General features: G+C 43.7%; 23 protein-coding genes and 3 pseudogenes. 9 read left to right on the top strand and 17 right to left on the bottom strand.

Features of this window, described 5'->3' with window-relative positions:
- The first annotated feature begins 11 nt into the window (after positions 1 to 11).
- From EXU30_RS01120 to EXU30_RS01110, 3 genes are all read left to right on the top strand, one after another.
- A complete protein-coding gene (locus tag EXU30_RS01120) occupies positions 12 to 1,079 on the top strand; it encodes a DUF2066 domain-containing protein (RefSeq protein ID WP_165398945.1) in 1,068 nt (355 codons plus the stop codon).
- A gap of 90 nt (positions 1,080 to 1,169) precedes the next feature.
- Positions 1,170 to 1,880, top strand: a complete 711-nt coding sequence (gene hda / locus EXU30_RS01115) for a DnaA inactivator Hda (RefSeq protein WP_130597424.1) — start codon at positions 1,170 to 1,172, stop codon at positions 1,878 to 1,880.
- A gap of 173 nt (positions 1,881 to 2,053) precedes the next feature.
- Positions 2,054 to 3,238, top strand: coding sequence for a GGDEF domain-containing protein (locus tag EXU30_RS01110; protein WP_165398944.1), 1,185 nt, complete (start codon positions 2,054 to 2,056; stop codon positions 3,236 to 3,238).
- 120 nt (positions 3,239 to 3,358) lie between these two features.
- Here EXU30_RS01110 and EXU30_RS01105 read toward each other — a convergent pair whose 3' ends face one another.
- The 3 genes and pseudogenes from EXU30_RS01105 to bepA all read right to left on the bottom strand — a co-directional run bounded on the left by EXU30_RS01105 (position 3,359) and on the right by bepA (position 5,709).
- On the bottom strand, positions 3,359 to 3,739 hold the full coding sequence (locus tag EXU30_RS01105) for a DUF2069 domain-containing protein (RefSeq protein ID WP_130603159.1): 381 nt from the start codon (positions 3,737 to 3,739) through the stop codon (positions 3,359 to 3,361).
- A gap of 35 nt (positions 3,740 to 3,774) precedes the next feature.
- Positions 3,775 to 4,128, bottom strand: coding sequence for an arsenate reductase (glutaredoxin) (arsC, locus tag EXU30_RS01100; RefSeq protein ID WP_130597422.1), 354 nt, complete (start codon positions 4,126 to 4,128; stop codon positions 3,775 to 3,777).
- Positions 4,129 to 4,222: 94 nt separating this feature from the next.
- Positions 4,223 to 5,709 (bottom strand): annotated as a pseudogene (gene bepA, locus EXU30_RS01095) (beta-barrel assembly-enhancing protease).
- 99 nt (positions 5,710 to 5,808) lie between these two features.
- Here bepA and EXU30_RS01090 point away from each other — a divergent pair.
- The 3 genes from EXU30_RS01090 (at position 5,809) to EXU30_RS01080 (ending at position 7,797) form a co-directional block, all read left to right on the top strand.
- The gene (locus EXU30_RS01090; protein ID WP_130597421.1) at positions 5,809 to 6,027 is read left to right on the top strand and encodes a sulfurtransferase TusA family protein; all 219 of its coding nucleotides are present in this window, start codon (positions 5,809 to 5,811) and stop codon (positions 6,025 to 6,027) included.
- A 26-nt stretch (positions 6,028 to 6,053) separates the two neighbouring features.
- Positions 6,054 to 7,139 carry an AI-2E family transporter gene (locus EXU30_RS01085; RefSeq protein WP_130597420.1) on the top strand — a complete coding sequence of 362 codons (1,086 nt, stop codon included), beginning with the start codon at positions 6,054 to 6,056 and terminating at the stop codon, positions 7,137 to 7,139.
- 163 nt (positions 7,140 to 7,302) lie between these two features.
- Entirely contained in the window at positions 7,303 to 7,797 is a 495-nt protein-coding gene (locus EXU30_RS01080) for a GNAT family N-acetyltransferase (protein WP_130597419.1), read from the top strand.
- 100 nt (positions 7,798 to 7,897) lie between these two features.
- On the opposite strand, the gene EXU30_RS01075 is transcribed toward EXU30_RS01080, so the two are convergent.
- The 12 genes and pseudogenes from EXU30_RS01075 to EXU30_RS01020 all read right to left on the bottom strand — a co-directional run bounded on the left by EXU30_RS01075 (position 7,898) and on the right by EXU30_RS01020 (position 19,758).
- The gene (locus EXU30_RS01075; protein WP_130597418.1) at positions 7,898 to 9,490 is read right to left on the bottom strand and encodes an AbgT family transporter; all 1,593 of its coding nucleotides are present in this window, start codon (positions 9,488 to 9,490) and stop codon (positions 7,898 to 7,900) included.
- Positions 9,491 to 10,232: 742 nt separating this feature from the next.
- Positions 10,233 to 10,349, bottom strand: a pseudogene (locus tag EXU30_RS01070) (DUF2897 family protein); the annotation flags it as partial.
- 43 nt (positions 10,350 to 10,392) lie between these two features.
- Positions 10,393 to 11,130 (bottom strand): 8-amino-3,8-dideoxy-manno-octulosonate cytidylyltransferase KdsB, encoded by a 738-nt coding sequence (gene kdsB / locus EXU30_RS01065; RefSeq protein ID WP_130597417.1) that lies wholly within the window; start codon positions 11,128 to 11,130, stop codon positions 10,393 to 10,395.
- A gap of 76 nt (positions 11,131 to 11,206) precedes the next feature.
- On the bottom strand, positions 11,207 to 12,277 hold the full coding sequence (gene kdnB / locus EXU30_RS01060) for a 3-deoxy-alpha-D-manno-octulosonate 8-oxidase KdnB (RefSeq protein WP_130597416.1): 1,071 nt from the start codon (positions 12,275 to 12,277) through the stop codon (positions 11,207 to 11,209).
- An 81-nt stretch (positions 12,278 to 12,358) separates the two neighbouring features.
- A complete protein-coding gene (gene kdnA, locus EXU30_RS01055; RefSeq protein ID WP_130597415.1) occupies positions 12,359 to 13,543 on the bottom strand; it encodes an 8-amino-3,8-dideoxy-alpha-D-manno-octulosonate transaminase KdnA in 1,185 nt (394 codons plus the stop codon).
- Positions 13,544 to 13,732: 189 nt separating this feature from the next.
- The gene (can, locus tag EXU30_RS01050) at positions 13,733 to 14,347 is read right to left on the bottom strand and encodes a carbonate dehydratase (RefSeq protein ID WP_130597414.1); all 615 of its coding nucleotides are present in this window, start codon (positions 14,345 to 14,347) and stop codon (positions 13,733 to 13,735) included.
- Positions 14,348 to 14,724: 377 nt separating this feature from the next.
- The gene (locus EXU30_RS01045; RefSeq protein WP_242620290.1) at positions 14,725 to 15,474 is read right to left on the bottom strand and encodes a M15 family metallopeptidase; all 750 of its coding nucleotides are present in this window, start codon (positions 15,472 to 15,474) and stop codon (positions 14,725 to 14,727) included.
- Complete coding sequence (gene dapE / locus EXU30_RS01040) at positions 15,465 to 16,604, bottom strand: succinyl-diaminopimelate desuccinylase (RefSeq protein ID WP_130597413.1); 1,140 nt, start codon at positions 16,602 to 16,604, stop codon at positions 15,465 to 15,467. Before dapE ends, EXU30_RS01045 begins: the two co-directional genes overlap by 10 nt.
- The gene (locus EXU30_RS01035) at positions 16,601 to 16,945 is read right to left on the bottom strand and encodes an ArsC family reductase (protein WP_130597412.1); all 345 of its coding nucleotides are present in this window, start codon (positions 16,943 to 16,945) and stop codon (positions 16,601 to 16,603) included. The genes dapE and EXU30_RS01035 overlap by 4 nt, the downstream gene beginning before the upstream one ends.
- A 157-nt stretch (positions 16,946 to 17,102) precedes the next feature.
- The gene (gene crr / locus EXU30_RS01030) at positions 17,103 to 17,612 is read right to left on the bottom strand and encodes a PTS glucose transporter subunit IIA (protein ID WP_130597411.1); all 510 of its coding nucleotides are present in this window, start codon (positions 17,610 to 17,612) and stop codon (positions 17,103 to 17,105) included.
- Positions 17,613 to 17,726: 114 nt separating this feature from the next.
- A pseudogene (gene ptsP / locus EXU30_RS20880) lies at positions 17,727 to 19,453 on the bottom strand (phosphoenolpyruvate--protein phosphotransferase).
- Between the two features lie 47 nt (positions 19,454 to 19,500).
- Complete coding sequence (locus EXU30_RS01020; protein WP_130603155.1) at positions 19,501 to 19,758, bottom strand: HPr family phosphocarrier protein; 258 nt, start codon at positions 19,756 to 19,758, stop codon at positions 19,501 to 19,503.
- Between the two features lie 479 nt (positions 19,759 to 20,237).
- Between EXU30_RS01020 and EXU30_RS01015 the strand changes: the two genes are divergently transcribed.
- The 3 genes from EXU30_RS01015 to EXU30_RS01005 all read left to right on the top strand — a co-directional run bounded on the left by EXU30_RS01015 (position 20,238) and on the right by EXU30_RS01005 (position 23,106).
- The gene (locus tag EXU30_RS01015) at positions 20,238 to 20,933 is read left to right on the top strand and encodes a DUF3334 family protein (protein WP_130597410.1); all 696 of its coding nucleotides are present in this window, start codon (positions 20,238 to 20,240) and stop codon (positions 20,931 to 20,933) included.
- A 37-nt stretch (positions 20,934 to 20,970) separates the two neighbouring features.
- On the top strand, positions 20,971 to 22,014 hold the full coding sequence (locus EXU30_RS01010) for a LacI family DNA-binding transcriptional regulator (RefSeq protein WP_130597409.1): 1,044 nt from the start codon (positions 20,971 to 20,973) through the stop codon (positions 22,012 to 22,014).
- Between the two features lie 126 nt (positions 22,015 to 22,140).
- On the top strand, positions 22,141 to 23,106 hold the full coding sequence (locus tag EXU30_RS01005) for a transporter (RefSeq protein ID WP_130597408.1): 966 nt from the start codon (positions 22,141 to 22,143) through the stop codon (positions 23,104 to 23,106).
- Between the two features lie 87 nt (positions 23,107 to 23,193).
- Here the strand turns inward: EXU30_RS01005 and EXU30_RS01000 are convergent, their stop codons facing one another.
- A complete protein-coding gene (locus EXU30_RS01000) occupies positions 23,194 to 23,505 on the bottom strand; it encodes a DUF805 domain-containing protein (RefSeq protein ID WP_423213353.1) in 312 nt (103 codons plus the stop codon).
- 216 nt (positions 23,506 to 23,721) lie between these two features.
- Entirely contained in the window at positions 23,722 to 26,178 is a 2,457-nt protein-coding gene (locus EXU30_RS00995) for a glucan 1,4-alpha-glucosidase (protein WP_130597406.1), read from the bottom strand.
- Positions 26,179 to 26,222: the final 44 nt, after the last annotated feature.

The raw sequence follows: 26,222 nt of genomic DNA, 5'->3' as shown, positions 1-26,222 counted from the left end.
AAATTAAGAAGTTGGATCAGGCTGATATACAAGTTAATAGCCGCAGCAAAACTGATCGCACTAACGCATTAAAGCAAGCTTTGTCGCAAGTGTTTGTGAAAAACTCAGGTAACGCCAGTGTGTTAAGTCATGAACTAGTGAGTGCTCAGGTTCAAAAACCACAGTCATTACTGACGCAATACAACTATTACCAACAAGATAACCAACTTTATTTGCAGGCTATCTTTGATCACCAGCAGTTAGTACAAATTCTACGTAAAGCTGACCTACCTGTGTGGGGCGCGCAGAGGCCATTGACATTGTTTTGGCTAAGTATGCCAAGTGAAAACGGTTATGAAATTGTGTCTGACGCTATGGTGAGCGCCAATGAAGATGGCATGAACGACTATGCAATTAGCCAGGGGATCCCTGTGCTATTTCCGTTGATGGATTTAGACGATTTGATGCAGGTAAGTGTTACCGATGTGCGTGGGCAATTTGCACAATCGGTGGCGATGGCTAGCCAAAGGTATGATGCCGAGTACTTTGTCGTGGCCAATATGGATACCTTTGCTGGTGAAGTGCGTTACCAAATGAGTTTATATGCCAAGGATAGCCAAGATCCGATTATGCAGCCGTTACTTTCTCATCAAGGTCTGGCGCTAGATTACCAGCTAGCTGGGCAGCAAATGATGGATAAATTAGCGCAGTACTTTGTTAGCCAATACGCGATAGCATCTTCTGGCGAAGATTTATCGACATTACTTAGTTTTGTCGGCATTGCATCAATGAAAGATGTGGTGGAAATTGAAAGTTATTTGCAAGAGTTAACTGCAGTTAAAGCCATTCAGTTGCACCAAATTAATGCTGATACTGTGACTTATGCCGTTGATTTATTTAGCCAGGTTGCCGACTTGCAACGACTGCTAAATATCGACAATCGCATACAAGATATTACCATACCTCAAACTGAGTCCACTTTAGGTAGCGGCTCAAGCTTTGATCAAGGATTTGGTCAAAGTCCAGATCAAACGAATGAGCAGCCTAGTGAGAAAGACGGTGAGCCGGTTACCCTCATATATCAATGGCTAGCACGCTAGGCATTGACGTTCCTTGCGGTGAAAGTTCACCGCACTATTCTTAGCTTGTGTTATACTGGCGCCGTTAAAATTTAGTGAGATCTCAATTTAGTGAGTCAACATTCCCCAAAACAGCTTTCATTACCCGTTTATTTACCGGACGATGAGACATTTGATAGTTATTATCCTGCATCTGGCAATGATGAACTGATCGAAAAGCTGCAAGCCAGTGCCAAAGGGGAGTTATGCAATTCGCTATTCATCTTTGGACCGGAAAAGTCTGGTCGTACACATCTGCTCCATGCCGCTTGCGCTCAAGCTAATGAATTAGAGCGACGTACCTTATATGTACCACTTGGTATCCATGCCAGTATTTCAACGGATTTGTTTGAAGGTTTAGAGTCTTTACAGCTTATTTGCATCGATGACGTTGATGCCATTGCAGGACACCCAATTTGGGAAGAAGCGCTATTTCATTTATATAACCGCATTAATGAGCAGCAAGACTGCCAGCTTATTGTGAGTGGCTGTAAGTCACCAACCGAAGCTGGTTTCTCACTTCCTGATCTCGTCAGCCGTATGCAATGGGGGCTCAGTTACCAATTGCAACCAATGAAAGATGATGACAAATTGCTTGCTTTGCAGCGCCGTGCTGCAATGCGTGGGTTGCAGCTTTCGGACGACGTTGGACGCTTCTTACTTAATCGTATGGCAAGAGACTTACGTACCTTGTTTGATGTGCTAGATAAGCTAGATAAAGCGTCTATGGTTCATCAACGCAAGCTGACGATCCCTTTTATCAAAGAAATGCTCAGGCTCTAGGGGCAAATCATCTGTGAATGCTTGTCGCGCTAGCATTAAATAGCGTGGGCAATTCGCCTTTCAACATTGTTAGTACAATTAATTCACACCTATTGCATATACACTTAATGCTGTATATGCTCAAAACATGTTCCCTGTTTGCTTTTCTAGTTTGGTATCAAAGGTTTATTGCTGTGCAAAAAACTGAGATCATAAAAACGCTTCAAGCAGATCCTAATTTTGATGAAGCGAATATCAATGAGCTGCTTTACCAGTCAAACCGTGATATCGCCAAGCGTTCATCGACGGGGAGTTATATTTACCTGTTGATATGGTTTGCACTCGTACTGCCATCAAACTTATGGCAAGTTAACTCAAACTTATCCATTATTGTGACTTGCGCTTTTTTACTGTTAGCTTGTTTGCGTTTGCCGTATGTATTTAAATTCGATTCCATCTATTTAAAATTCCCTGGCGTGTGGCGTTACGGTTTTCCCCTGATCGTTTTGTCTCCTGCTTTAATGTGGGGCACATTATGTTCATTGTGCTTCGTTATTCCTAAACTTGAGCCTTATGCGCTGATTATTATTATCTCAACAGCTGGCCTGACAGGTGGTGGCGTTGCAGCGCTTATTCCATCGCGCTTCCTTACTATTGGATTGTTTTCGGCATTTTTAGTGCCGCCCTTTATCACGCTGGTAGTTACTCAACATGAAAATGTATCGTTAACGCTAGTTTTTGCAATCTATTGGCTAGGTATGTATTCAACGACCAATGAGCAACACGCTCAGTATTGGAAGGCCCTAAAGGATTCGCTGTTTATCAAAAATCATGCAAAAGAGCTTGAGCATCTCAATAATATGGATGAGCTAAGCGGATTAAAAAATAAGCGCTACTTTAACAAGGCCCTGATGCAAAACGTGAAATTGGCTGCTAGAGCTAGTGGACCACTCGCAGTAATGCTACTTGATATTGATAACTTCAAACAAATTAATGATAAGTATGGTCATCTTGTCGGCGATGTGAGTATTCATAAGCTTGGTGAAGTGCTTAAATCTATCGTCAAAAGAGATACCGATGTTGTTGCTAGGTTCGGTGGGGACGAATTTGCAATTATTTTGCCAAGTCAGGATAAGCAGCGCTGTGTTGAGATAGGTGAAAGCATTTGTCGCGCGGTGGCTTCACTAAATCCAAGTTCACCAGAAACGAGCCTTGTGGATCAAAGCCCGCAGGTTAAGTTTACCGTAAGCATAGGGCTTTGCTTTAGTATGCCTACATCGAGTACGCATCATAACGATCTTGTTGAGCAAGCTGACCACGCGCTTTATGAAGCGAAACATCAAGGCAAAAACCGTGTCGTTGTGGTAGACAATCACTAGTTTCCCAATCTGAGGTTAAGCGGACGAAAAAGCGCCTTGTGATTGCAAACTTACCATTGGTATCAATGACCGTCGCAATGACAAAGGCGCGAATTTAGCCAACCCTTTGTTGGCTGTGAATTACTTGTCTTTATTCTTGTGCTTTTTCAGCCCAAGTCCTAGCTCTCTACCACGTTTGCGCGCATAGAAAGGAAAGCCTATGAGTAGCAAGCTGATCAAAACCGACTCAATAATCGCAAAAAGCAATAACTCTTCAGTGACATAAACTAGGGTAAGGCCATGCAATAAATATAGGCATAGAATGAAGCTCGCCCACGCATAGGTGTATGGGTTGCCCGTAATTACGCCTTTTAATGGCAACAATAGCGGTAGTATCCAAAGTACACTAAACACCATTGAATAGTCGCCATTTATCCCTTGCTGGATAAAGTAACCAGCGAGCAAAGCGACCAACGCTAGATAGCCGATACGGCAAAGCTGCATCAAGGTTGCTGAACTCATACCCGATTGAACTTGGTTATCTTGCATGTTTAAACCTATAGGATCTCAAGCACATTTTCAGGAGGACGACCCACTGCAGCCTTACCATTAGCGAACACAATAGGGCGCTCAATTAACTTAGGTGTTGCAACCATGGCTTCAATAAGTTGCTCGTTTGATAATGCAGCATCACCTAGATTTTGCTCTTTGTATTCTGTCTCTTTGGTGCGCATCATCTCACGTGGTGAGGTTAAACCAAGTAGCTCAATGGTTTTGCTAATGTCTTGTACAGAAGGTGGCGTTTTTAAATACTCAACAATCGTGATCTCAGCTTGTTGTTCTTCAAGTAACGCCAGCGTTTGACGGCTCTTTGAGCAGCGTGGATTGTGATAGATAGTTGCTTTTGTCATTGTTGCTTCCCTTAATCGCTAGCTATAAAAACGGGCAAATCCGTAGATTTGCCCGCAATTGTATAGAAAATTACTGTTTAAAATAAGTCTAAGTCTATTTTAAAGCGTCAAGTTGTTTGTCTGCCTGGCGGAATTGCCTGATCCGAGCGTCAATCCTTGCCATTTGTAGGCTGTTGCCCTCAGAGTATCTGTGTGCATAATTTAGCTGATCAATGGCGCCTTTATAATCTGCCGCCAGCGCAAGTACTTCAGCGTTGCTGTAATGCTCCAGTGCTCGATTGCCAAGCTTTTTGTATGCATCAGTCATCAACTGGTAAGGCAGCATACTCTGTTTGTCTAAAAACAGCATATCTTCTAGTAGCGGAATCGCTTTTTCTGGCTTACCCGCCTCGGTGTATATGTGGGCGAGGTTAATGCTAACGACAGAAGATGTTGGCATTAGCCCTAGACGATGCTCAAGCATTGCTATCGCATCTTGATAGTCTTTGCGCTCAGCGTACAAATCGCTTTGAGTGTCGATGTAGAACAAGTTGTTTTTATCTTTTGCAAGTAGTTCAGTGATGATTTCTTGCGCTTCATCAAACCGCTTTAGCCTAAATAGCGCTAATGCTTTACCGTATAATGCAGCATCTTTAAATTTAAAAGTACGCTTTTTAAGTTGTTCTTCAAATCGGTACAAAGCAGCGCTATCACTAAGGCTTGAAAAACGTACCTGAATACGGGCTTTTGCCAGATGGTAATCAAGGTTATCTGGAATATAACGTTTAGGGTATTGCGCTGCGCGGTTACGAGCTTCACTAATACGCGATTCTGGTAATGGGTGAGTTAACAGCATTTGTGGCGGCTTTGAAGTAAAGCGGTAACGCACGGCTAACTCTTGGAAGAAGTCAGCTGCGCCGTTTGGATCAAAACCCGCTTCCGCCAAAATTTGCATACCAATACGGTCAGCTTCTTTTTCGTGTAAACGGGTGTAGTTAATTTGTGATTGAGTCGCCAGTGCCTGAGTTGTGGCTAATGCTGCCATACCCGCTTGTGGGGCAGCAATGGTTAACAATATTGCGCCTAGCATACCTGCGATAGTGGCGGTTGAGCTTTTCTCTTTGGCTTCAAATGAGCGCGCTAAGTGGCGTTGAGTAACGTGTGCGATTTCATGCGCCATAACTGATGCGAGTTCACTTTCGGTTTCTGCATTCAAAAACAGTCCTGTGTGTACACCAACATGGCCACCAAAAAAGGCGAATGCGTTAATTTCGTCATTTCTGAGCAAGAAGAAATAGAAAGGGGTTTTAACGCCGGTTGCATGAGCAACGAGTTTGTTGCCAAGCTCAGTTAAGTATTGATTTAATACAGGATCGTTGAGCATGGGGCTGATGAGCGAATAACTCTCATGTAGGCGTCACCAAAGACCATTTCTTTCTCGAGACTTAAGGTGTTAACCGCGGCAGTACCTAAATCAGGCAAATCATTGCTGGCGAAACTTTTCGCAACGCCCGCTAAACAAATGAGTAGTGAAGCGCTAAGTAGTATTTTTTTAATAAATGCACTAGATAATGTTGGCAATGGAAACCTTCGTCGATACATAAATTGAGACATAAAACACCACATTCGGCGGATTTCTTGCCTTGTGGTTTGTTTTGCAAGCTAGGATAATAGCCTTAGTTTGTTTAACGCAAGTTGATTATGGAATTTATTGATTTAACTTCATACCGATGTCCTTACCCTTTAGTTCAGGTGAAGCTGTTGATGAAGCAAATGGTTAAGGGAGATAACTTGCTAGTATATCTATCTGACCCAGGTTCACGCCAAGATGTTCCCGCCTTTGTGAAAAAAATGGGCTTTGGTATTGAAATTAAAGAGCAAACTGATCTGCGACTTTCCTTAGTGATCTCCAAAAATTAATTGTTATACATCTAGAAGGCACATTAATGCTTACGTATTTAGGAAATTGGTACAAAAAACATTTTAGCGATCCGCAGGCTATTACTTTACTGTTTATTTTAGTTGGCTTAGGGCTAACTCTCTACTTTGGTGCATCTTTGCTTGCTCCTTTGTTGGTGGCGTTGATTTTAGCCTTTTTACTTGAGTGGCCAGTGCAACAAATGACCCGTATAGGCCTTAATCGCACAGCGGGGGCATCCGTGGTGCTTGTGGCGTTTTTAGGGGTCATGCTAGTGCTGTTTTTGGTCTTGATCCCAAGTCTGTGGAATCAGGGCTTAAGCCTAATATCAGACTTACCTAACATGCTTGATAAAGGTATGGTGGCGATTAAAGAGTTTAGTGCCAAGTACCCGCAGTTTGTCAGTGCAGAGCAAATTGATCAGATGTTCGCTGAGCTTAAAAAATTCGCCGATACTCAGCATTTACTTGATTTAGGTAAACAGCTTCTTGGCTACTCTGCATCTTTATTGGTGTTAATGGTGTATTTGATTTTAGTGCCATTATTGGTGTTCTTCTTTTTGAAAGATAAAGATGAGCTCATTAAAGGCAGCAAACGTTTTTTCCCATCGAATCGCGATTTAGCATCAAGTGTATGGTCTGAAATGGAGCAGCAGATCTTTAACTATATTCGCGGCAAAGTGATTGAAATCATCATTATTGGCGTAGTGAGTTACGTATTCTTTGCGCTCATGGGCTTAAGATACTCAGCGCTTCTTGGTGCGCTTACGGGTCTGTCTGTGCTTATTCCTTATGTTGGTGCCACCCTAGTGACATTGCCAATCGCATTAGTTGCGTTTTTCCAGTGGGGGATTAGTCCTGAGTTTGGTTATCTCATGCTTGGCTACGGCATTATTCAGGCGTTAGACGGTAACTTACTGGTACCAATTTTGTTCTCTGATGCGGTCGATTTACACCCGGTAATTATTATTGCTGCGGTGCTGGTTTTTGGCGGACTATGGGGCGTACTCGGGGTGTTCTTTGCCATTCCGCTAGCCTCATTAGTTAAGGCAGTTATTAATGCCTGGCCGGTCACCCATGAGCATCTTGAGCAAGTCGAGCAGCAACATAGGTAAGCTTATTGATTTAGCTTGATACTTTAACTTAAAGGCAGCCATTGGCTGCCTTTTATGTATGTGCTATCAATTATATAAACCATTTTAATCATCATGCTATACATTCGATGTGAACAATGTTTGTGGGCACTTTTTTTTGTAACGAAAAGGGGGGGAGAACTGAGTGAAATTAGTCAAGCCAAGTAAATCGTATCAGGCAAGTTATCACTCTTATATCGAAGAGTTAGGCCGTGAGGAGCGCTATCCGTTTCCGCTGGATTTTGACCATAGTGATTTCGATGCGCTGCTCTCAAAGCTTGAGAACTTTCGATTAGGAGAAAACCTCCCAGAGGGTTATGTGGCAAGCACTACGCTATGGCTGATTGATAATGAAGAAATTGTTGGAGTAACCAATTTACGTCATGGTTTAAATGAGGCGCTGCGCCATTGTGGTGGGCACATAGGTCTAGGTATTCGTCCATCGATGCGTGGCAAGGGTTATGGTAAGGATTTGATGAAGCTGTCTGTTGACCAGCTTCGAGCCATGGGCGAGCGACAAATTCATATTCACTGTTATGCCGATAATCTAGCATCAGCTAATACCACTAAAGCCATAGGTGGTGAGCTAGATTCGCAAGTGATGATTGATGATAAACTGGTTGAGCGCTATATCGTCTAGTGTCAGTCGCGTTTGAAGCATTGAACGAACAAGACTAAAAAGCCCGCTACAAACAGGTAAGCGGGCTTTTGGCCAATTAGATTTATTTGCAGCTCAGCTACTAAGGCGTGTAGTAAGTTGCTGCACCAGGGCCAACCGGCAATCCTACCACGAACACCCAGATAAAGAAGAACAGCGTCCAACCAACAAAGAATACGATGGAATATGGCAGCATGGTGGCAACCAAAGTACCTATGCCTAGGTTTTTCTTGTAACGACTTGCAACGGCGAGGATTAAACCAAAGTAGCTCATCATAGGTGTGATCAGGTTAGTCACTGAGTCACCAATTCGATAAGCCGCTTGAATGGTTTCAGGGGCATAACCCACAAGCATTAACATAGGCACGAAAATTGGCGCAGTTACAGCCCATTGAGCTGAAGCGCTACCTAACATTAGATTGATAAAGCCACATAGCATAATAAACAGTACAAACACGATAGGGCCTGTTAAGCCAACGGCAGATAATGCATCCGCGCCGGTTACCGCCAGCACAGCACCAAGATTAGTCCATTTGAAGAAAGCCACAAATTGTGATGCAAAGAACACCAAAACGATGTACATGCCCATGGTACTCATGCTGTGAGACATGGCGTTAATAACGTCGACATCTTTGCGCATATTGCCAACAACTGCACCGTAAACTAGACCTGGGATTGCAAAGCAAATAAAGATGAATACCACGATACCTTTTAAGAAAGGTGAACCTGCTACCAAGCCCGTTTCTGGATGACGCAGTGCGCCCCATTCAGGCACGATGGTTAACGCTAAAATAGCTGAAAGAACAACAACCGATAAGCCGGCCATCTTAAGGGCTTTGCGCTCGATAGCAGTGACTTCATCCATTTTTTGCTCGGATAAATCGTCTGCTGCTTCAGATACATCATATTTACCAAGCTTAGGCTCAACAATTTTTTCAGTAACGAATGCGCCCAAGATAGTAATTAAGAAGGTAGATGCGAACATGAAATACCAGTTTACCTCAGGGCCGACGACGTAATCTGGGTCAATCATCTGCGCTGCCGCTTCTGTAATGCCTGATAACAGCGGGTCTACAGTACCCAGTAATAGGTTCGCGCTGTAACCTCCAGATACCCCGGCAAAACCCGCTGCTAGACCCGCTAGCGGGTGACGTCCTAGGGAGTGGAATATCATTGCTGCCATCGGCACAAGTACCACATAGCCAAGCTCTGATGCGGTATTAGATACGATACCGGCAAACACAATAGTTAAGGTAACTAGGCGTTTTGATGCGCCCATTACCAGTAAACGCATAGCTGCAGATAGCAAACCAGAGCGCTCAGCAATACCAACACCAAGCAGTGCAACCAGCACAGTACCAAGTGGTGTAAAGCCGGTGAAATTAGTCACTAGTTTGGAGACTATCATGCGCAGGCCTTCGCCGCTCATAAGGCTCACGACATGGATAAGTCCATCTTCGCCTCGACCTTTTGCGCCTTCAGGACGAGGGTCGACAACCGATAGCTCAAAGTAACCAGCGATGCCACTGATCACTACTACCGCGATACAGAACATAGCGAAAAGGGTAATTGGGTGGGGTAACAGGTTACCTAAACGTTCGACAATATTAAGAAACCGGACAAAAGCGCCGCTAGAGGCGATGTCCTGTGGGGTTTTAGACTGCTGAGAAGTCATGATCTTCCTTTGTATTTGGCTTAATTATTATGGATTGCAGATTTGGGCCAACTTATAGGCTAGCGTTTAATGTTTAAACCTAGCTTAAATGCGCACTGTCATTGTGTCATAGATAACCCCTAGAGTGGCTGAAATCAGTGTTCTAGGATTCTAGCTTCACTTATTTGAAAGCTATATCTTGGTTACAATCTTCTACTTAACTATGGGCTGCGTCTTAGTTAAGAGCTTTATCTAGCTCAATAGCAGCGACATTGGGCTGCCATTCTATTACAACCGCACTGTTTTGGAATATGTTTTTGCGCGATTGCAGATAAAAGCAGCACGTGCGTTAGTTTGCATTCAATAACATGGGTTGAAACTCAAAGGTGTGAGGGGATTTATAGCTACATGCGAACAAATTTTAGATGTAATTTGCAAACAGAAACGCCACTAACCATGAGTCAGTGGCGTTTAAATGAGTTGTGCGCAGTATGAATAAAGGGCTACTGATTATGAATGAATAGCCTTAACAGTATTAACTCTTATTGTTGCTATCCGCTTGCTCACTCGTCACTATGTCTGTGTCATCAGTTGTACTTGATTTAGTGTCTTTCTTCTTGGTCTCAGATTCGGCTAAAGCATCAAGGATAACTTGGCTAAGCTGCCCATCGTCTGAGTTATCAGAATGTTTGCCTTCTTTTGAGTCGCCTGCTTTTGGATCTCCAGTTTTAGGTTCACCGGCTTTTGGTTCACCGGCCTTTGGTTCACCGAACTGGGGCATCTTGAACTTGGCGCTATATTTAAGCACTGCAAGGTTGCTAGCGATTATGCCAACTACCAGAATAATGATTAGCCAAACTTCTAAGCCTTCTAATTCCATAATGCCTCTATAAAAATGCTAACTATGAGCGTACTACCAAAGATCAGTCTACGGCTAAACGCAGCTCACACTTGCGAATATCTTCAGGCGTATCCACCTCTGGTGAATCAAAGGCACTGATCGCAACTTTAATTTTATGACCATGCTCAAGTGCTCGTAATTGCTCCAGCTTTTCAAGATCTTCTAAGCGGCCTAGCGGCAACTTAGCAAACGTATTTACAAAGCGACGAGTATAGGCATAAACCCCTAAGTGTTTGTAGACAGGGTAGTCATCGGTATCGCGGCCAAATGGAATGCACGAGCGCGAGAAATACAGTGCGTAAAAGTCGTTGTCGAATACCATTTTAACGTGCAGTGGGTCGTCACGTTCTTGCTTATCGACAATTTCAAACCCTAAGGTTGCCATTTCGAACTCGCCTGGATGGCGCTCAAATAAGGTGATTATTTGCTCGATTGAAATTGGGTCGATAAGTGGTTGGTCACCTTGTAAGTTGATCACTAAATCATCGTCAGCAAGGCCAAGTTGATCGATAGCATCATTAATACGGTCTGTACCAGATGCGGCTTCAGGATTGGTCATGACCACTTGACCGCCAAAAGCTTCTACTGCTTGTTTAATTCTGTCATCGTCAGTCGCTACATAGATATTATCTAAACCTTTGGCTAATGATGCACGCTCATAAACGTGTTGGATCATTGGCTTGCCGTTAATTGGCGCTAAAGGTTTTCCTGGGAAGCGGCTTGAGCCGTATCGCGCGGGAATAAGCAGGGTAACTTTCATTATTGACCTTTCAATTGTGCAAAAAGCAGTAAATAAAAGGGCTCATACGAGCCCTTATGTTAATAGCGTATGGCTATTATATACGACGGAATAGCTTAGTCAGCATTTCGTCGGTAACTTTCTCTTGGTAACCTTCACCGTAAACATTTTCCCAAAGTGGGCCCATGCTCTTTGTTACGGCTACCATCTTAGCGATAGTTTCATCTGGTAAGTCTTTACAGATGTTCTTAGGTAGCTTGATGTTGTGCTTATCCATCATTTGACGGAACTCTTTAACGCCTTCTGGGTAGAACTCTTCAAGTACGTCAAATGCTAAGCAGTTACCGATACCGTGATGGTAACCTAGTACATAACCTAGACCGTATGAAACTGCATGACAGGCACCAACTTGGCTGTAAGCGATGCTCATGCCGCCCATGTAAGAAGCCATCATTAGCTTGTCATCTTTTTCTGGATGATCATCTAGGAATACTTCGCGGCAAAGATCCATCGATTTCTCAGCAAATGCTTTAGCGAACTCGTTCAGGTAAGTACCTTCTAGTGACTCAACACAGTGAATGTAGCAGTCCATACCTGTGTAGAACCATTGATCCGTTGGCACGCCATCAATTAGCTCAGAGTCCATGATGATTTGATCAAATACAGTGTAGTCTGAGTTAAGACCAAGCTTGCGCACTGGGCCGCAAAGTACAGCAGTACGTGATGCTTCAGCACCTGTGCCTGAAACGGTCGGGATACCAATATGGTGAATAGCAGGGTTCTTAATTAAGTCCCAACCTTGATACTCAGCGCTGCCGCCTTCGTTGGTTAGCATCAGTGAAACTGCTTTCGCTAAATCCAGCGTTGAACCGCCACCAAGACCCACAACGCTAACTGGTGCTTTGCTGTTGAATGCTTGTACTTGCGCGGTTAAGTCATCAACCTGCTTAGTGGTTGGCTCATCATCTACGTTAACGTAAATCAGTAAGTCGTGATCTTTTGCTGGTACGCGGCCACCAAGAGGTTTGTCTTGGTGTACGTCATCAACTAGGAATACCACAAAGTCATCAGCAGTTTTACGTTCTTCGCTTAACACATCATCAAGCTGTGCGAATGAACCACGGCCAAAGATCATTTTTGGTACGCATTTAAAATTTTTAAAGCTCATTACAAGACTCTCCGTTGAGACATCTACATATAGATAATCGCACCAAGCGAGCATGGTGCGATTATTGGTAACCGGGTTTAATTAAGCAAACGCTTTCTTAATGTTTTCAATGCGCTGCGCGATTTCTTCTTCTGTCCAAGATAGCTTGATCAGCATAGAAATCGTGCGGCTCATGATAGCGTCTGACTTAGGCGTTTGAACCTTAGTATAGTCAGGGCGATCTTCAATTAATGTGATAGGTAGCGCAGCTGGCGATTTTAGCTCCTGGATGTGCTTCCAGTTTTTCAAGTAATGCCAGTTATTTACGTACCAGTAGAAACAACCGTCAACGCCGTTTTCAGCAAGCTTCTTGTTGATTTCAATGGTGCGCTCTTCTGTTGGCAACATGAAAGATAGGAAACCCGCTGAATCACCGTCTTCACAAGGGATTTCACGGAAAGTCACTTCGCTGATATCCGCCATCGCATCTTTGATTGCTTTTTTGTTAGTGCGCTGGATGTCGATGATTTTGTCTAGCTTACGTAGCTGAGCTAAACCCATTGCTGAGTTCATTTCTGAAATACGGAAGTTAAGACCCATGTTCGGGTGGCCCTCTGCGCCGCGATCGTTACCTACGTGGTCGTGACCGTGATCTGAGAACATGTGGGCATGGTCGTAAATTTCAGTCGAGTTGGTGATAACCGCTCCGCCTTCACCACAGGTGATGGTTTTAACTGAGTCGAAAGAGTAGCAACCAACTGCACCGATCGTGCCTAGAGCTTGACCCTTGTATGAGCCACCAATTGCTTGGCAAGCATCTTCAAGAAGCACTAAGTTGTGCTTTTTACAAATCGCGACAATCTCGTCCATCTTGGCCATAGAGCCACACATATGAACTAGGTTAACCGCTTTAGTGCGCGGAGTAATTGCCGCTTCAATACCTTCTGGAGATAAACATAAGGTTTCGTCTATTTCAGCAAACACTGGGATAGCGCCTGCCATGAAGACCGCTTCTACTGAAGCAACGAAAGTAAATGGCGGTACAATAACTTCATCACCAGCGCCGATGCCCGCTGAGGCTAGGGCAGTTTGTAGTGCTGCAGTACCACTTGATACTAGGTGCGCGTGCTTGGCGTTCATTTTCTCGCAAAGCAGCTGTTCCATTTCGCGGGTTTTCCAGCGATCGTTACGCATATGGTCGAAGTTATAACGAAAAGTAAAGCCGTTCTCCATCACATCAGCAACTTCTTGCTTTTCTTCTGGACCAAATAGTTCAAAACCTGGCATGGAAATTATCTCCTAAAAATTCTTACGCATCTGCGTTTAGTAAACCCATCGATTATAACTAGCTTCATAGGCAGAGGGCGAATGATATTGAAAAATAATTCATCAAAAACACAAAGACCTGCGGCTTTCGCAGGTCTTTAGTTAATGATTGCGTGATATTTGTTCAACTTGCGTTAAACATCAACAGCCTTATTTGTCGTTTAGGGCAATCTGACGGTCAACGGTAACATCAAGGTCGTTAAGTAGGCCGTTGTCGATACCATAAATCCAGCCATGAACTGAAATTTCCTGACCACGTGCCCAGGCTTCTTGAATAATGCTTGTTGAGGTCACGTTAGCCACTTGCTCAATCACGTTGAGCTCACACATGCGATTAAAGCGTGCGTCTTCATCAAGTTTTTCTAACTCATCTTTGTGGAAGCGGTAGATGTCTTTTAGGTGACCCAACCAGTTGTCGATTAAACCATAACGATCGTCAGTCATCGACGCTTTTACACCGCCACAGCCATAGTGTCCTACTACCATGACGTGTTTCACTTTTAGCACATCAACAGCGTATTGCAGAACAGACAGACAGTTAAGATCGGTATGGATGACCATATTAGCGATATTACGGTGAACAAATACTTCACCAGGCATCAAATCAATAATTTGATTTGATGGTACACGGCTATCAGCACAACCAATCCATAAGTATTCAGGTGTTTGTTGCTTGGCGAGCTGTTCAAAGAAAGTTGGGTCTTCTTGATTGATACGATCTGCCCAGCGGCGGTTGTTATCAAACAGAGGTTTAAGGATTTTCATAGGCACCTGATTATTGTTATTAAGCCTGCAGTGGCTAAGTTATATCTCGACATGGCTCTTTGCTATTGAAGTCGCCAAGCTAGTGAAGTCGCAAAGTTAGCGAATTCGTTAAAGCGAGCCCAAACTGCACTGTGAGTGAAACAGAGAGTTGCGACTAATCGATTGTTTTGCCAGATTATACCAGTGATTTCTAATCGGCTGGTCGTATCTTTGTTTTCGCTGAGCTATCTTAAATTAATTGCAGATTAAATTCATTAACAGGTATTACATTTGTATCGTGAATTTATCTATTTAGAATTGAAATGAACACTGACATTGTTCTAATTGCGAATTTTGAGGTGTCTCTACTCATTTTTAGGTTATCGTGGATTTTCACTTCATCGCAGACTAGTAGGAAGCGGCGCGACATAACGTACATAGCGGCTGACTAGGTTGGGTAAATCATTTACCAGCTCATCTGATAATTCGACTTCGCTTTTATCAAGAACTTGAGCCAGAGCATCTGTGCTAAATGCATCAAGGAAGTGTTTGGCGACAGGGTAAAAGCTTAAATGCCAAGGCTCGGCGCTAACGCCACTTTTGCCATGTTGAAACGGGAAGTAAAAGCCAAATCTTGCTGCATTGACTCGTAACCATTGATACAGCTCATAACATGGGCCATTCGCCTGATACTCTTCACTGACTAATTGCAGATCGTTAACATCAATGCTTGCAGCATCGAACACATCTATATCCGTTCCCCAGTGATGGCGAGAACTGCCGGGGAATGCTGACCATAATAAGATAGCCTTGAGTAACTGCTCATGAGTGAGCTTTGAAATATCGAGTGGTTTTGACTGGCTATCAAGCACAGGACGTTTGCCAAGTGCTTTATTATTCCAAATCAGGCTTTGGCGCTCAAAGTCACGAAATGCAGAGCATATCTGAATATCAAGGCCATGTTTAGCGCCAGCGCGTTGTAGCTGATTAAAAGCCGCTGCAGTATGATGCTCAACGAGTTTATTACCAATTTGAGTTAAGTGCTTTGAGCTCAAGCCATATAGCAGCTCAGGTGCGTTAGCAAGGTAGCTTAGGCTATCTTGCTGCAGCTGAGTTAACGATGTGGTGGGTAACTGGTTTATTTGCAAAGCAGTTTTTCCAGAATACGTTCATAGCAAAGTGCTAGCACATCTAAATCGGCGACTTTAACGCACTCGTTAACCTTATGGATGGTAGCGTTTACCGGGCCTAACTCAATTACTTGTGCGCCTGTTGGTGCGATAAAGCGACCATCTGAAGTGCCGCCAGAGGTTTGCGGATCTGTTTCATAACCTGTGACTTCCAAAATAGCTTCTTTGGTTGCGTCAAGTAATGGACCTTCACCGGTTAAGAAAGGTAAGCCGTTAAATATCCAGTCGATGTCGTAATCAAGGCCATGAGCATCAAGGATATTAAGTACCCGTTTGATTAACTCTTCAGCGGTGACCTCAGTTGAGTAACGGAAGTTAAACATTACCTTTAGATCGCCCGGGATCACATTTGATGCGCCCGTACCGCCATTGATGTTGGCAATTTGAAAGCTTGTTGGCGGAAAGAACTCATTTCCATGATCCCAGTGCATTTGCGCGAGCTCAGCAAGCGCTGGCGCAGCTTTATGTACTGGGTTATCAGCAAGGTGAGGGTAGGCAACATGGCCTTGAACACCTTTGACTACCAAATTACCGGTGAGTGAGCCGCGGCGGCCATTTTTAACCACATCGCCTAACTTATGGGTTGATGATGGCTCACCAACCAGTGCCCAGGTAATTTTTTCATTACGCGCTTCGAGGGTATCAATTACCCTTGTGGTGCCGTTAATGAATGGGCCTTCTTCATCACTGGTGATCAAAAAAGCGATAGAGCCTTGATGGTCTGGATTCTTTTCAATAAAACGTTCAGTAGCAATCACCATTGCAGCTAATGAGCCTTTCATGTCTGCTGCGCCGCGACCGTGTAGGTAGTCATCAATTACCGTTGGCGTAAACGGCGGCGTATGCCAGCGATTGATATCACCTGTTGGTACAACATCTGTGTGGCCAGCAAAACAAAATACTGGGTCGCCTTTGCCTTTACGTGCCCACATGTTGGTGGTGTCTTCAAACACCATAGACTCAATTTCAAAGCCAAGTGCTTTAAGACGCTCGGCCATTAGTTCCTGACAACCCTCATCTAAAGGCGTGATTGACTCTCGGGAGATCAGGTCTTTCGCTAACGCGAGTACGGCTGAATCTTGCTTCATTGGTTTAACCACGCTTGATAACTGTCAGCTTTAAAGCCGTTGATGATTTGATTGTCACGCTCGAGCACTGGGCGCTTAATGAGCGTTGGTTGCTCAGTCATTAATTTAATCGCGCTTGCTTCATTAAGGCTTGCTTTAACGTCATCAGCTAAGGCGCGGTAGCTGGTGCTACGCTTGTTGAACAGTGTTTCCCAGCCTATCAGCTTGGCCCAGTTTTCTACTTGCTGCTCAGTCAAGCCGTCTTGACGAAAATCATGAAACTCAAATGCATGCTCATTCTGTTCAAGCCATTTACGTGCTTTCTTTACTGTGTCGCAATTTTTAATGCCGTATAAAATCAAAACTGAACTCCGTGTTCTTTAACTATGCTTTTGAATTAATTTGAAAATGAGGGTTGGTATTTGCGCAGGCTTTGATGATCATGTTATGTGATAAGCTCAAGCGCAGTGTAGGTAGCCGTTAGATTAATAATAAAACGGCTAAACAGACAAGGGGATATTACATTTGCACAGTAAAGATAACGTCTTTACCTGCAGTTACGCTGCCTTGTTTTTTATCGAGCTGATCGACATCTTCCATATTGGCTAGTACAACCGGTGTCAGCAGGCTATCTACTTGACCTTCAAGCTGCTGCATATCAAATTCTAATATCGGGTCGCCAGCTTTAACTTGTTGACCTTCTTCAGCCAAGCGTGAAAAACCTTTGCCACCAAGCTCAACTGTGCCAATACCAAAGTGGATGAATAACTCTAACCCTTGTGGAGACTCAATGCTGAATGCATGGTTTGTCTCAAAGATTTTGCCTATCGTGCCGTCAATGGGTGCCAGTATTTGCTTACCCTTGGGGTCGATAGCAATACCATCACCAACGATTTTTTCTGAGAATACGGCATCTGGTACTTTTTCTATTTTTACTATCTCGCCGGATACTGGCGCCAAAATATCTATTTGACCAGAGACGGGCTGTTGCCCTGAAATTAGGCGTCGAATTCGACTTAAAAATCCCATGTTAACTAGGCCTCGAATTTTATTATTCTATTTACTTATATGTTTGTTTAGCTAGCGCAACTAGTAGCTTCTAGCATACTTTACTTACTGTAATCACGCTGGCAACACCTTAGGTTAGTGTAACGCGAAAGCATCTGAATTGTATGCCTTTATTGTTTGTGAAATTTGCTCAATTTGGCTTAATTGCGTCACTACCTGCGCATGTTTTACAAATTCTTGATAATTACCCTCTATCAGGCGTGCTTTAACTGCCAATACGCTCGCTGGGTTGATACTCAATTCATCTAACCCTAAGCCAACTAACAATGGCAGCAATTCAGGGCTGCTGCCTATCTCACCACATAAACTAACTTTAGTGCTAGCGTTTTTACATTGGCTAATTGTCATGGCGATTAATCGTAATACAGCTGGTGATAGTGGTGGATAATCTTTGGCTAATTGCGGGTTAGTGCGATCTGCAGCCAAGGTGTATTGGGTTAAGTCATTGCTGCCAATACTGACAAAATCAATCAACGGCAACATGCTCGCAAGATTGAGCACTGCAGCAGGCGTTTCAACGACTAAACCAATATCGACTCTATCGTATGTTTTACCATCCTGGGTTAATTCTTGTTTGGCTTGATCGACCAGGTCGAGCAGTGGAGTGAGTTCTTCAACCTGACTCACCATGGGGAACATCAGCCTAACTGTGCCGTGGACGCTGGCTCTAAGTATGGCTTTAATCTGGGTAATAAATACTTTTGGCCGGGCAAGACTATAGCGAATGCCGCGCAGTCCTAGCGCAGGGTTATCCTCTTTTGGCAAGTTTAACCAAGGGATTTCTTTATCGGCGCCAATATCAAAGGTTCTGATGGTTAAAGGTAAATCGCCAAGGCTATGTAACGCTTCACAGTACAGCTGGTACTGTTGTTGCTCGCTTGGCATCGCCTTAGAGTGCATTAAGATAAATTCCGTTCGAAACAACCCCACACCTTGAGCCCCACGTCGGCAAGATGACTAATATCGTTTAGCTCACCCACGTTAGCTACTAGGCTCACATGATGGCCATCCTGGGTTTGCGCACTAAGATCTTTGTACTTTGCCAGCGCCTCACGTTTTTGTCTTTCAGCCTCTGCTTGCGCTTTTAGTTGTTCTCGAAGGGTATCGGACGGCGCAAAGTGCAGTTCACCTTGCAGCGCATCGACAATAACTTCAGTGCCATCGGAAATGGTCTGATGCTCTGCAAATGGGCAACTTAATAACGTGGGAATGCCGGCGCTTCTGGCTAAAATTGCGGTGTGACTAGTTAAGCCACCAGATTCAAGCACAATACCTTTGATATGCGCTAAAGGTAAAATGGCAAATTCAGCTGGGGTTAGGTCATCGGCAAGTAAAATGGTGTCTTGCTCTAATGTTGATAAGTCCCATTGCAGGTGGCCATTTAGCGCGGAATTTAAACGTTTAGCTAAGCACAAGATATCATCGCCACGACTCGCAAGGTACGGATCATCAATTTGACTTATCTCAAACGCTTGCTGGCGAAAAATTCGATCGACAGCAACGCTGGCTGAAACGCGATACTGGCCAATATGTTGATACAAGGTTTGGTGGAGTTCGCTATCTTCTAACAGTGCAATATCGGCATCAATAAGCTGAAAATGATCGCACTGTTCGCTCAAGCGCTGTTGGCACTGCAACAGGTATGAAATAAGGTTATTGACGCCACGAAGTAGTTTGTCTTTTTCAGCTTCAATCTTGGAGGTTGAGATGAGTGATAGGTCTAATGGGTGGGTATTGGATCGGATGGTAAGTGCTTGGCCAAACGCAATACCTGATGAAACAACAATCCCATTTACCGACATATTCGTTCCTATCTCTTTTCTATTTATTGATGCTTAACATGTGAAAGCTAGCTAAGTGTACTGAGTAGGTTAGCAACGCAATCAACAGCTTGCTCAGCTTGGTCACCACTGGCACTGACAGATACCGTCACGCCATGGTGGAGCCCTAAGGTTTGCAGTTTAAATAAACTCTTTGCGCTTGCTTTTTTTCCGTTGCATTCAACCATGACATCACAGTCAAAACGTTTAGCTTCTTTTACAAGCAAGGCAGCAGGACGGGTGTGCATGCCATGACGGGCATTAATAGTGACAGACTTTTGGTACATCAATTTACGACTCACTCTATTGTTGGCAAACAATATAACGTAAAACATCGCCAGCTTATAGAAAAAAGCTGGCTTGAATACAGTGTTTGCGATGACATGGCGGTAACTGGTGTGATTTTAGGCATTTACCGGCTTTGTTAGGGGAATTTGTACTCGCTCAAAACAGTCAATTTGAATTGCTTACACTTGGCTTAAAGACAAGTTAGACCTTAAATGACATTTATAGGCTTTAACAAAGTAGAAGATTATAAATTTTTCCTTGTCCCCCAGTGAGCGACAAATCTACGTTCTGTGAGCTAAGATGTAAAAATAATGTATTTGTTAATCGAAGTTGAAATCTGGCTAATTTGCCGCTTAATCAATGATTTATAAGTTATCGGGTATTGTTTGGTTAATAATCATGCTAATGACTTGTTTTTATTTTGATTTTTTGTGAAATTACCCGCAAGATGGCAGAGTTAATAATAAGAGGTGTTCAAATGGTAAACCCAGCAAGTGTTGTAACCAATGATGATATTCTTTTAAAGCTGTGCCATTCAGTGTCACACGTGCTTTCGAGCACCAGCGGCAGCCAAATTAGTCACGCTGGCATGGTGCAAAGTATTTCCCGTACGCGACTAAAACCAGACCTTGGTTGTTTCTCTATTTTTGATGGTGGCTTTTCTGGGTTGGTTGTCATCAATTTCTCGGCAGCTGCTGCGATTGAAATCTATCGTAAGTACATGGTTAACATGGGTATGCCAGAATCTGAGCTGGCTTTTACTCACACGTCAGATGATGTTAGCAATGTGATGGGTGAGTTGATGAATCAAATCCTTGGTGATTTCATCAATAAAATTTCTAAAGAGTTACAGACCTCAATCAGCCAAAGTCAGCCAAAAATGCTGACAATTAATAAAGAATTAACGATTTCAGTAGATACTAATCTTGATGATGCAGTGGTGCGCCGAGTGTCATTCAAAACTGAAAACAACCATACTTTCTATTTAGAATTTGCCATGGATAAAACCGAATTTATACGTTCGGTCGATTTTGAAATGGACGAAGAGTTTGACCCGGATTCTCTACTTGAGGCTCACAGTATTCAAACACGTGTCACAACGTCTTCGAACAAGCCTGCGGTAAAGAGTACTGATGACGATGCCGGTGACTTGCTGGATGAATTAGGCTTATAACCGCAAACATAACAACAATAAAAAGGTTGAACGCGCTATGGCTGCAAAAGCAACATCAATTGACATTGCCTATCGCGCTGGGGTGTCCCAGTCTACCGTGTCGCGCGCATTGCGCAATAGCCCTTTGGTAAACGAAGCAACTAGGCTAAAAATTCAAGCAATCGCCAAGGAATTAAATTACAAGGTCGATAAGAACGCCAGTAATTTACGTACCCAAAATAGTCACACTCTCGCGCTGTTAATCTGTGAAGACCCAACCAATGATGACTCTATGATTAATCCTTTTTTCTTGTCGATGCTCGGTTCGATAACGAGAGCCACGGCGCAGCAAGGGTATGATTTATTGGTTTCATTTCAGCAACTTTCAAGCGATTGGCATGCAGATTACGAAGACAGTAATAAAGCGGATGGCATTATTTTGCTTGGCTATGGTGATTATGTTGACTACGCCCACAAGCTAGAACGTCTAGCTGAACAAAATACCCATTTTGTTATTTGGGGAGCACAGGGCAGTGACGACTCGGTGTTATCAGTCGGTTGCGACAACTATCAAGGTGGCGTCATTGCAACTGCTCATCTGCTGGAGTGTGGGTATAAAGACATTGCTTTTTTAGGCGACAGCTCGAGCCATAGCCCAGAGTTCAGAGACCGTTATTTAGGTCACAGCGACGAGTTACGTAAAGGTGGCTTAACTGCGGATGCTAACAAGCAGTTTGACGCCATCAGTACTGAGGACTCAGGTTATCAGGCCGCCAATGCATTGCTTGATAGCGGCGAGAATTTTGATGCTATTTTTGCGGCAAGTGATTTGATTGCTATTGGTGCTATGCTAGCGCTTTCAGAGCGGGGGATCCGCGTTCCTGAAGATGTGGGTGTAATCGGCTATGACGATATTCCTGTAGCTAGTTATGCATCACCTGCGCTAACCACGGTTAAGCAAAATACGAAGCTCGCAGGCGAGAAAATTGTTGAGAGTCTGCTTAAAGCGATTCGAGGACAAGAGGTCGAGCCGCAATTAATTCCAACTAGTATTGTCGTGAGGCAGTCTTGCCGAGCTGAAACTGTAGTTTCAGCTGACTAATTTCTCATTTAAAGGCTGTGTATTTCTAAAGCAGGCGAGTTTAGTGTGACTAATAAGCCCCAGCCTGCTGACGAAAAGCTTGCTGCTAACTCGTAGATTTAACTTTGCAGGGAATTGCAATTTAATATGGGTAAACAAACTCTTAACCTTTCATCCGCTTTATCCTTTCCTGTGACTTGTCAGCTTACGCTTGTAAGACCGCATGTCTCTAGCATCGTGTTAATAGCATCGCTGTTGATAAGCGGCAATTGTCGTGCACAAGATCTCGAACCCCGCAGTTACACCAACGTGCCAATTGATCTTGAATTTGTAGCAGCAGGACTCGTCTATTCCCATGGCGGATTGTCTCCGGCACCAGGTGTGACCGTAAAAGATGCCCAGCTAACTGCAAAGGCCGCCGCGGTGGGGTATGCACGTACCTTTGCCTTGTTTGGTCAATCGGCAAAGTTTGATGTTGGTACCACGCGCGCTTGTATCGAAGGTAGTGCAACTTTCCAAGGCGAATTCGTAGAAGGTGAACAATGTGGCTTCGGCGATCCTGCGTTTAAACTCTCTTGGAACTTTTATGGTGCACCAGCTTTGTCATTGCAACAGTGGTCAAGCTATAAAGCGGGTTTGGTCATTGGAACTAGCTTGCAAGTTGAAGCGCCTTGGGGCAGTTATGACAGTGATAAATTGTTAAATACCGGTACTAATCAATGGGTTTTTAGGCCTGGGTTAGGATTATCTTACACGCAAGAAAAGTGGCAATATGGTTTAAACGCGACAGTGCGTTTTTATAGCGATAATGACAATTTCTATAATGATGTTTTTCTAGAAAAAGCGCCGCAATATAGTGCTCAGATTCACATTATCTATACATTAGATAGTGGAGATTGGTTGTCGGTAAGCGGCAATTATTTTTTTGGTGCGGATACGACTCAAGATGGTGCTGATAGCAATGATGAAGAGCGTAATTCTCGTCTCGGAGTAACTTATTCTTATGCAATTGATAAACGTAATAGCCTTAAATTTAACGCTAGTACAGGCTTCATTACCCGAGTAGGGAATGACTTTAGTACCTATGGGGTGTTTTGGCAGTATTTACTGTAAGTAGACTTTATTCAGCCGCGCGGGGAAACAAAAAAGGGTATCTAGTATGGATACCCTTTTTAGTTTATTGCAGTTGTTAGTTATAGATTAGGCAGCAACCTGATCAACGTTAACAGCCTTTGGATTTGGTCCGTACTCGTTATCTTCTTTTGAATTGAAGCACATAACCACTAACAAGATTAATGCACCTAGTAATGGGATTAAAATAAGCAGTAACCACCAGCCAGAGTGTCCGGTATCGTGTAATCTTCGCACGGCAACGGCAATACTTGGAATAAGTACCAGCAATGTATAAATACCGCTAAATACACCATAACCAGTTAATTCATTGTATGTACCGACTCCCATATCTAACATTGTAAGTACAATGCTGACGATAATGTTGATTAGGGTAAACATCCAGTATTCTTTACGACGTGCGCGACCACTAAAAACAAAATAGTTTTTGAGAACCTTTAGATACCATTCCATTGTGTTGTTTTCCTTAAACTTAAACACCAAATTGAGTGGTGACTATTATTAGCAGTTTAAGCTCGATTTAACAATATGATATATATAAAAAAATCCCACACTGGTCAGAGTATGGGATTTTGTTTAAACATTAGTGTCTATATATTACTTTATTAAAGCATCTGACACGATAGGGTAGTGATCCCATACTTGCTCATCAGCCATTGAGCGCACTAGTTTCACGTATTCTGCGTGAGTCCAAGCAAGTGGGGTCGCTGAGTTAGTGCCATCACCTAGCTTATACTGATAGCGAGTTGGGTTACCTACGCCATCCCAGGCTTGCTCTGGCAGCATTAAGCCACTATTGGCAAAGGTTTCCATGCCCTGAACATAGGTATTGATTAAGTCTGATTTAGTTTCAGCATTAAGGGTGTTGGTCGCTTTAGCTAATGCAAGCTCGTAGTGACCACGCTCACCTGTAAAGAACGGCCAAACACGACCGCGCTGCTCAGGTGTATTGCCATTTTCAGCGTAACCTAAACCTGTATTGACGTCTTCACCGTAACCATCGTTACCATAACGGCGGAAGCCTGGAACTTGACTGCCGTCTTTCGCGGTGAACTCATAACGCACACGCAAATTGTGCTCTAAGGTCATGTCGTCAATCAAGGTCACACTGTTTTGCACAACTTCATCGGTTGGACTCTTCACACCGTAGCGAACTAGCTCAAGGAAACCACCGTCCAAAATAGTGCGTTGGTCGAGACCTGGCTTACCATTGTTATCAAGCAGTTTTTGATCTGTATTTGGCTGACCATTTGGGCTGATCCGTAGGTAATATGGCTTACCATCGATTTTGCTGTTTAGGCTGCCATTGGTGGTAATCGTGGTTTGCTCAAGTTTAGCAACCAGTGCCTCGGCAACTTTCAAGTAGTCTTGATTGCTATCGCCTGCAAGTTTGGCTAGGTCATCAGCCGCTACCAGCCCTGAAATAATCGCCGCTATGGTAGAAGGTGAGTAGCCCGCTTGCTCTTCCCAGCGCTCTTGTTGTGTTGCTGGTGGCGTGATTTGTGTATCGTTCCAGTCTAATTTTACTTTTCCGCCTTTAACCAAGAAATTAGCCGCAGGTTTAAGCATCTTGTTATACCAATCGCTAATTTCCGCGTCAGTGAATACTCCTGCCTGCCAGAGTTTCCAACCTAGCATCAGTGGCATAGCGGTTTGGTCAAGCTGCACACCAACCCACTCAATTTGGCCATCAACATGGGTTTTTTGTAAGAACCAACCTGGTGCCCCTTCAAAGCCTGGGGTATTTGCGCTTACTTGTACTTTTTCAAGGTATTCAAAAGCAACACGTGGGGTTTCGGTATCGCCCATGGCTAAAAATGCCATTGCACATTGGTAAAAATCACGTGGCCATACGGCTTTATAACCGGTGCTGCCAACTTTGGCTGAAACGGCATCGCCCCATGGGTTAGAAAGTGATGCAATCAAGGCGCCACCATGGGTTTTATCTTCTTGGGCTTTTAGCACAAGTGCACTAGCGTTAAGCAACTTACCACCATCGGTGGTGGTCGCCGCCATGCGCTCTAACGGGCTCAGACTTGCAAGATAGTCTTTCCAGCCAAGGTGCTTGTCATCGCCCAAATAAGCACTTAATACTGCATCATAACCATCGTTTAAGGTGGCTGTTGCATTGCTAAGGCTGTTTTGTTTATTGTCACCAAAACCTATGGTGAGGTTCATCACCAATGGCTTATCTTTGTTTACCGCTGGATATTGCGCCGTTAGTGCGACATTGCCGCCAGCATTCTTGTCGCTGGTGGTTTGATAGACTGATTTTAGCTCGCCGCTTGATTTGATTTCGCTTACACCATCTGAAGTGCCAACAAAACCTGCAGATGCCTTGGCAAATTTCACATCAGATGTGATGGTCATATAAGATGAGTCGGCTTTGTCTGTATGAGCAACTAACGTGTTGCCTTCTACAAACGCGATATCATTGGCGCCACTATTATCGACATGCGGATTAGCATATAAGTAAGGGGTAATACCATCTTCAAATGCGGTAAATACCACTTTCATCATTAAGCTGTCGCGATTGGGATCGGTAAATATGTGCTTTTCAATTTGGTACTTGCCATCTTTATCCTTGTTAACGATTTTATAAGCAAGTGAAAGAGGGCGGCCTTGCTCATCTTGATGCAAGTATTCAATGCTAGAGATGGTGTCGTCTTTTTCGGTATCAACAAAGCCATTACCCGCAATCACAAACTGCATTTCTTTTAGCTGTGCGTTGTGGATAAGCCCGTACATGGTTTCGGTTAAAATACCTTGAGCAACACTAAACCAAACTTTACTGACAGGGTTGTCAGCTTGTGATTGATACTGACCGTTCACATAAGGTTCGTAAGAAGTACCAATGCCGGTTTTTCCAGAAAATGCCCACGTAGGGTCGATACCTGGCGCGCCCGGTGCGACGCTTGAACTTGCTGCCGCTTGAACACTTTGCGCTTCAGCTGAAGTAACTGCTTCATCTTTAGTACATGCAGTTAAGCTTAAACCCAGCAGTGCAATCGAAATACCGGCAGCTAGCGGCTTAAGTTTAGTGTTTGAAACCATGTGCTTCCCCAATTGTATTGATAATTGATTTTGTTGTTTTTTAT

This window comes from Shewanella maritima, assembly GCF_004295345.1.
GTDB classification, from domain to species: Bacteria; Pseudomonadota; Gammaproteobacteria; order Enterobacterales; family Shewanellaceae; genus Shewanella; species Shewanella maritima.
The sequence above is the reverse complement of the archived record's forward strand: the minus strand, read 5'-3'. Positions and strand labels throughout refer to the sequence as shown.